Origin of the sequence: Actibacterium sp., from assembly GCF_041584535.1 — a bacterium.
Lineage (GTDB): Bacteria > Pseudomonadota > Alphaproteobacteria > Rhodobacterales > Rhodobacteraceae > Actibacterium_D.
Genome location: NZ_JBFHDW010000130.1, coordinates 1 through 7,371, shown reverse-complemented (window position 1 = coordinate 7,371; position 7,371 = coordinate 1). Strand labels below are relative to the sequence as shown.

The following is a 7,371-nucleotide window of genomic DNA, read 5'->3' as shown; positions in this document are numbered from 1 at the left end:
CTGTCACGTCTGCCGCCCGGCGATCAACTATTACCTGCTGGCCGACTGGCCGCTTGAGTATCAGGACGACCCGCAATCGCGGTTCATCAACGAACGCAAACACGCCAACATCCAGAAGGACGGCACCTTCAGCGTCGTGCCGCGCATGTTCGGCGGCATGACCACCCCAGCCGAACTGCGGGCCATCGCCGACGCGGCCGAGAAATACAACGTGCCGACCGTGCATGTCACCGGCGGTCAGCGCATCGACCTTCTGGGCGTCAAGGGCGAAGACCTGCCGGCGATCTGGGCCGATCTGAACGCGGCGGGGATGGTTTCAGGCCATGCCTATTCCAAGGGGCTGCGCACGGTGAAAACCTGTGTCGGCAAGGATCACTGCCGCTTTGGCACTCAGGACAGCACCGGGCTGGGCATCCAGCTGGAAAAGGCGCTGTGGGGCTCGTGGACGCCGCATAAGGTCAAGCTGGCGGTGTCGGGGTGCCCGCGCAACTGTGCCGAGGCCACCTGCAAGGATATCGGCGTGATCTGCGTCGACAGCGGCTATCAGATCGGTGTCGCCGGGGCGGCTGGTATGGATGTGAAGGAAACCGAACGTCTGGCCGATGTCGCCACAGAAGCCGAGGTGATGGACCTGACTATGGCCTTCATGCAGCTTTACCGCGAGAACGCCAAATATCTGGACCGCCCCTATAAATGGGTCGCCAAGGTTGGGCTGGACTGGGTGAAACAGCAGGTCGTCGAAGACATCGACACCCGCAACGCCCTGATTGAGCGCTTCAAGATTTCGCAAACCGTCTATCAGAAAGACCCGTGGGCCGAACTGGCTCAGCCCGGCGAGGCTGAGAAATTCGCGCCGCTGGCCGATCTCACACTGGAGGCCGCAGAATGAGCTGGATCGACATTGGCAGTATCGACGACATCCCGGTCTGCGGCGCGCGCGTGGTGAAAACCGTGCATGGCTGCGTGGCGGTGTTCCGCACCGACGAGAACGAGGTCTTTGCGACCTCGGATCGGTGCCCGCACAAGAACGGCCCGCTGTCCGAAGGCATCGTGCATGGCAAGAAAATCACTTGCCCGCTGCATAACTGGGTGTTCAGCCTTGAAACCGGCGAGGCTCAGGGCGCCGACGTCGGACAGATCGCCACCTATGCCGCGCGGGTCGAAGATGGCCGCATCCTGATGGATAGCGACCAGCTGATGAAACGGACGGCCGCGTAATGGACGGCGCGGGTGCGCTTTTGCCGCTGATGGATGCGGCCGTGCCGGGCACTGTCTGTACCACCTGCCCCTATTGCGGGGTAGGGTGCGGGGTGCTGGCACAGCCGGACGGGCAGGGCGGCCTGATCATCAAGGGCGACCCCGCGCATCCCGCCAATGGCGGCAAGCTGTGCTCGAAAGGCTCGGCGCTGGGCGAGACCACCTCGCTGGACGACCGGCTGCTAGCGCCGATGGTGAATGGCCAACAGGCCGATTGGGACAGCGCGCTGGATCTGGTGGCCGAGAGGTTTAAACAGACCGTCGCCGAACATGGTCCTGACAGCGTGGCCTTTTATGTCTCGGGGCAATTGCTGACCGAGGATTACTATGTCGCGAACAAGCTGATGAAAGGCTTCATCGGCTCGGCCAATATCGATACCAATTCGCGGCTGTGCATGGCCTCGTCCGTGGCCGGTCACAAGCGGGCCTTTGGCACCGACACCGTGCCCGGCAGCTATGAGGATCTGGAACAGGCCGATCTGATCGTGCTGGTCGGCAGCAACATGGCCTGGTGTCACCCGGTGCTGTATCAGCGCATCGCCGCCGCCAAAAAGGCCCGGCCCGGCATGAAGGTCGTCAACATCGACCCGCGCCGCACCGCGACCTCGGACCTTGCCGACCTGCATCTGGCGATTGCGCCGGGCGGCGATGTGGCGCTGTTCAACGGGCTGCTGGCGGCGATTGCCGAAAACGGCGCGGTGGACGAGGACTATGTCAGCCGCCACATCAGCGGCTTCCGCGAGGCGCTGAACTGCGCCAGCAGCGACGATCTGGCCGTTACCGGTCTGGACTCCAAGGACATTGCCACCTTTTACCGGATGTGGATCGGCACCGAAAAGGTCGTCACCGTCTACAGCCAGGGCGTGAACCAATCGACCTTTGGCACCAACAAGGTCAACGCGATCACCAATTGCCATCTGGCCACCGGCCGCATCGGTCGTCCGGGCATGGGGCCGTTTTCAGTCACCGGCCAGCCCAACGCCATGGGCGGGCGCGAGGCCGGCGGTCTGGCGAATATGCTGGCCTGCCATCTGGATCTGGAAAACGCCGAACACCGCTCGGCTGTGCGCGCTTTCTGGGACGCGCCGGAAATGCCGGATGCCGCCGGGCTGAAGGCCGTCGATATGTTCCGTGCCGTGGGCGAGGGCAAGATCAAGGCGATCTGGATCATGTGCACCAACCCGGCGGTGTCGATGCCCGATGCCGACGCGGTGCGCGCGGCGATTGCGGGTTGCGATTTCGTCGTGGTCTCGGACGTGACCGACCGCACCGACACCGCGCAATTGGCGCATGTCCTGCTGCCCGCCACCGGCTGGGGCGAAAAGGACGGCACCGTCACCAACTCCGAGCGCTGCATCAGCCGCCAGCGTGGCGTCCTGCCCGCACCGGGACAGGCGCGGCATGACTGGCAGATCATCTGCGATGTGGCCGCGCGCATGGGCTGGGCACGCGCGTTCGACTATGACACGCCGGCCTCGATCTTTCGCGAATACGCGGCGCTGTCGGGGATCGCCGGGGCGCTGGGCCGCGATTTCGACATTTCGGACCTGACCGACATTTCCGACGCGCATTACGCGACGCTGCTGCCGTTCACATGGCCGCTGAATGAGCGCAAGAAAGGCGGACGTTTCTTTGCCGATGGCGGGTTCTTTACCCCCGATGGCAAGGGCCGGATGCTGGCCGTCACCGGCGGCGCGGCGGCCTCGCCCCTCAGCGCCGACTATCCGATGCGGCTGAACACCGGCCGGGTGCGCGACCACTGGCACACCATGACCCGCACCGCCAAATCCCCGCGCCTGTCGCAGCACATGGGCGAACCCTATCTTGAGGTGCATCCCGACGATGCCGCGCGGCTGGGTCTTGCCCCCGCCGGTCTGGCCGAGGTCGTCAGCCCGCAGGGCCGCGCGATCCTGCGGGTTCTGATCTCGGACAAGATCCGCCCGGGCGAGGTTTTCGCCCCGATGCATTGGAGCGCCCAGAACAGCGGCTTGGCCCGTGTCGATGCCTTGGTTGCCGCCAATACCGACCCGGTGTCCGGCCAGCCTGACAGCAAAGGATCGGCGGTTTCTGTCGCGCCGTATCAACCGGCGTGGTATGGTTTTGCGGTCAGCACCCAGTCGTTGACGCCTGATTGCCGCTACTGGGCGCTGGCGAAATCGCGGCTGGGCTGGCGGGCCGAACTGGCCGGGGCTGAGCCGCCCGAGGATTGGGAGACCTACGCCCGTGACCTGTTCAACCTGCCCGAGGCCGAAGTGATGATCGTCACCGATCCCGCCCGCGGCATGGCCCGCATCGCCCTGCATCAGGACGGCCGGCTGATGGCGGCGCTGTTCGCCGGACCCGAGCCGGTCGCGGTCTCGCGCGGGCATATCGCGGCGCTGGTCGGCGAGGTCTCGGATCCGATGACCCTGTCGGGCCGTCCGGGCGGCGACCGCCCCGATCCGGGGGCTACGGTCTGTGTCTGTTTCGATGTCGGGGTGAACACCATCCTGGCGGCGATCGCGTCACAATCCCTGACCTCGGTCGAGGCCATCGGCGCGGCGCTGCAAGCGGGCAGCAACTGCGGCTCGTGCCGGCCTGAACTGGCGGCGCTATTGGCAAGTGCAACAACCCGCGAGGCCGCTGAATGAGTCTGGCGTCTTATGTTCATGCGATGGGGCGTGGCCCGGGCCGCGGACGGTCTTTGACGCAGGACGAGGCCGAGGACGCAATGCGGCAAATTCTGGCGGGCGAGGCCGCCCCCGAGGCGGTTGGCGCGCTGTTGATGCTGATGCGCTATCGCGGCGAATCCCCTGACGAGGTTGTGGGTTTCGTGAACGCGATTCGCGCGACGCTGACTCCGTGGCCCGGCGAAAAGCCCGGTCTGGACTGGCCCAGCTACGCCGCTGGGCGCACAAGATCGGTGCCCCTGTTCCTTTTGGCCGCGAAACTGGTAGCGCGGGCAGGTGTGACTGTGTTAGTGCACGGCTGGAATTCGCACCAGAATCCTGTGGCCTCGGTTAGAAGCGCCCTCGATATCTGTGGCATCCCGCAGGCCGATGGGCTTGCGACGGGGGCGAGGCTGCTGGAGGAGGGCGGCCTCGCCTACTTACCGTTAGAGGCGATTTCACCCCGGGCTTTGGACCTGTTGAAACTGCGCGATGTGCTGGGGTTGCGCTCGGCTGTGAACACCGTTTTGCGGGTGCTGAACCCGGCGGGCGCGACGGCCTCGGTGCAGGGGGTTTTCCACCCGCCGTATCGCGAACTTCAGGCCGATGCCGGGGCGCTTTTGGGCCAGCGCAACCTGACCGTCATCAAGGGCGGCGGCGGCGAATTCGAACGTCACCCCTCGAAAGAGATGGAACTGTTCGGCCTGCGCGACGGCACCCCGTGGCAAAGCAGCGCCGCGCCGATCTGGGACGAGACCCGGCGGCTGGGCGATTCCGATCTGCACCCCGCCGATCTGGCCCGTCTTTGGGACGGCAGCCTGACCGATCCCTTCGCCGAAGCCGTGGTGATCGGCACCGCCGCTCTGGCGCTGGATACCGTGGGCAAACCCGATGCCGCCCGGTTGGCGGCCGATCTGTGGGCGAACCGCCATCAGGCGCAGGCCGCCTAGGAGAGAGACCATGAAAACCTTCCCGATGTTCCTGACGATGACGGACCGCGACGTGGTGATCGCGGGCGGTGGCGAACAGGCAGCGCAAAAAGCGCGGCTGGTGCTCAAGACCGAGGCGCGGATCACCCTGCTGGCCGAAGAGCTGGACGACGAACTGGCGGCGCTGGTCGCCGAGGGCCGGGCGACGCACCGGACCGGGGCGATCTCGGCCAATGATTTCGCGGGCGCGGCGCTGGTGTTCATCTGCACTGGCAATCCGGCGCGCGACGAGATGCTGCACAAGTTGGCCAAGCAGGCGGGTGTGGTGGTCAATGTCGTTGACCGCCCCGAGCTGTGCGATGCCATCACCCCGTCGATTGTCGATCGCGATCCGGTCGTGGTTGCCATCGGCACCGAAGGCACCGCGCCGGTTCTGGCGCGCCAGATCAAGACCCAGATCGAAACCATGCTGGAACCCCGCCTTGGTGCCTTTGCCGCGCTGGCAGGCCGGATGCGCGATGCCGTCGCCGCCCGCGTTCCGCAATCCGAGCGCCGGGCGTTCTGGCGCTGGGTGTTCAATGATGGCCCGCGCCAGTTGCACGCCACCGGGGCCGAACGCGACGCCGCCGCGCTGCTGAAACAGGCGATCACCGCCGGGGCCGCGCCGGGTCAGGATCGCCACGGCTTGATCAGCCTTGTCGGCGCCGGTCCGGGCGCCCGCGATCTGCTGACCCTGCGCGCCGTGCAGCGCCTGCAAGAGGCCGATATCATTTTCTATGACCGTCTGGTGGACCCCGAGGTTCTGGAACTGGCGCGCCGCGATGCCGAGCGGGTGTTCGTTGGCAAGGCCGTCGGCGCTTGCGCCTGGCCGCAGGAACGCATTGACGCCGTGGTGGTTGCCGCCGCCAAACAAGGCAAGCGCGTGGTGCGGCTGAAGTCGGGCGATCCCGGCGTCTTTGGCCGCGCGGGCGAGGAACTGGCCGCCGCCCGGACCGAGGGTCTTACCGTCGAAATCGTGCCCGGCGTCACTGCCGCCACTGCGGCGGGCGCCGCCATCGGCCAATCGATGACCGAGCGCGGCCAGACAGACCGGCTGTTGTTTGCCACCGGCACCTGCCGCCCCGGCGACGATGCGCCGGACTGGGGCGCGTCCTTGCAGCCGGGAACGACGCTGGCGCTGTATATGGGCGTGCGGCAGGCGGGCGAGATTTCCGCCAACCTGATCGGTGCCGGTCTGCCCGGCGAGTGCCCGGTCGATATCGTCTGTGCGGTCAGCAAGCCCGAGCAGCGCCATGTCACCGCGACTTTGGCGACGCTCGAAGCGGTGATCGTGGCCGAGGCGGTGCAGAACCCGGCGATCCTGTTGATCCGCCGCCCCAAGCATATGGTCGAATCCCTGCCCGAGATCGCCACGCCCGGCTTGCGCGCCGCGATATAACCCGGCGGGCCACCGACCCCGCGTCATGCGTCCCCGGGTGGAATTTGCGATTTCACCCGGCCCCCGAATGCTTTTATGAAGGGGGAAAGGGTTTGCGCCACCTGCAACGGCGCACCCGCCGCGACAACAGGGAGGCGCGACCAATGTCGAATACCGCACATCAAGGCCAGTCATTCGAATGGTCGGACCCGTTTCTGCTGGAGGATCAGCTGTCCGGCGAAGAGCGGATGATCCGCGACTCGGCCGCTGCCTTTTGCGCCGACCGTCTGGCCCCCCGGGTCGAGAACGCTTATCTGAACGAACAGACCGACCCCGAGATTTTCGCCGAGATGGGGCAGGCGGGCCTGTTGGGCGTGACCCTGCCGGAACAATACGGCGGCGCGGGCGCGTCCTATGTCAGCTATGGCCTTGTCGCGCGCGAGGTTGAACGCATCGACAGCGGTTATCGCTCGATGATGTCGGTGCAATCCAGTCTGGTGATGCACCCGATCTATGCCTATGGCTCGGAAGAGCAGCGGATGAAATACCTGCCCGGCCTCGCCAGCGGCTCGCTGATCGGCTGTTTCGGCCTGACCGAACCAGAGGCCGGTTCGGACCCCGCCGGGATGAAGACCCGCGCGGTGAAGACCGCGAACGGCTACCTCCTGAACGGCTCGAAGATGTGGATCTCGAATTCGCCGATCGCCGACGTCTTCGTGGTCTGGGCCAAGTCCGAGGCGCATGGCGGCAAGATCCGCGGCTTCGTGCTCGAGAAGGGCACGCCCGGCCTCTCGGCGCCGAAGATCGGCGGCAAGCTTTCCTTGCGCGCCTCGATCACCGGCGAGATCGTGATGAAGGATGTCGAGGTCGGCGAGGAGGCGCTCCTGCCGAATGTCGAGGGGCTCAAGGGGCCGTTCGGCTGCCTCAACCGGGCGCGCTACGGCATTTCCTGGGGGGTGCTCGGCGCGGCGGAGTTCTGCTGGCACGCGGCGCGGCAATACGGGCTCGACCGCAAGCAGTTCAACCGGCCCTTGGCCCAGACCCAGCTCTACCAGAAGAAGCTCGCCGACATGATGACGGAGATCTCGCTCGGGCTTCAGGCCAGCTTGCGCGTCGGGCG

5 protein-coding genes and 1 pseudogene are annotated in these 7,371 nt (G+C 66.1%); all 6 read left to right on the top strand.

Translation table 11 applies throughout. The annotated features are described in order from the left end of the window. Positions 1-889 (top strand): annotated as a pseudogene (locus ABYW26_RS08015) (nitrite reductase large subunit); the annotation flags it as partial. Beyond that, positions 886-1,218 carry a nitrite reductase small subunit NirD gene (gene nirD / locus ABYW26_RS08010; protein ID WP_372604250.1) on the top strand — a complete coding sequence of 111 codons (333 nt, stop codon included), beginning with the start codon at positions 886-888 and terminating at the stop codon, positions 1,216-1,218. The pseudogene ABYW26_RS08015 and the gene nirD, both read left to right, overlap by 4 nt. After that, a complete protein-coding gene (locus ABYW26_RS08005) occupies positions 1,218-3,887 on the top strand; it encodes a molybdopterin-dependent oxidoreductase (RefSeq protein ID WP_372604249.1) in 2,670 nt (889 codons plus the stop codon). Before nirD ends, ABYW26_RS08005 begins: the two co-directional genes overlap by 1 nt. Further along, positions 3,884-4,855 carry a glycosyl transferase family protein gene (locus ABYW26_RS08000; RefSeq protein WP_372604248.1) on the top strand — a complete coding sequence of 324 codons (972 nt, stop codon included), beginning with the start codon at positions 3,884-3,886 and terminating at the stop codon, positions 4,853-4,855. The genes ABYW26_RS08005 and ABYW26_RS08000 overlap by 4 nt, the downstream gene beginning before the upstream one ends. Positions 4,856-4,865: 10 nt before the next feature. Continuing rightward, positions 4,866-6,272: a siroheme synthase CysG gene (gene cysG, locus ABYW26_RS07995; RefSeq protein ID WP_372604247.1), complete on the top strand. Its 1,407-nt coding sequence runs from the start codon at positions 4,866-4,868 to the stop codon at positions 6,270-6,272. Positions 6,273-6,415: 143 nt separating this feature from the next. Next, positions 6,416-7,371: acyl-CoA dehydrogenase family protein (locus tag ABYW26_RS07990; RefSeq protein WP_372604246.1), on the top strand; the 956-nt coding region annotated here is incomplete at its 3' end.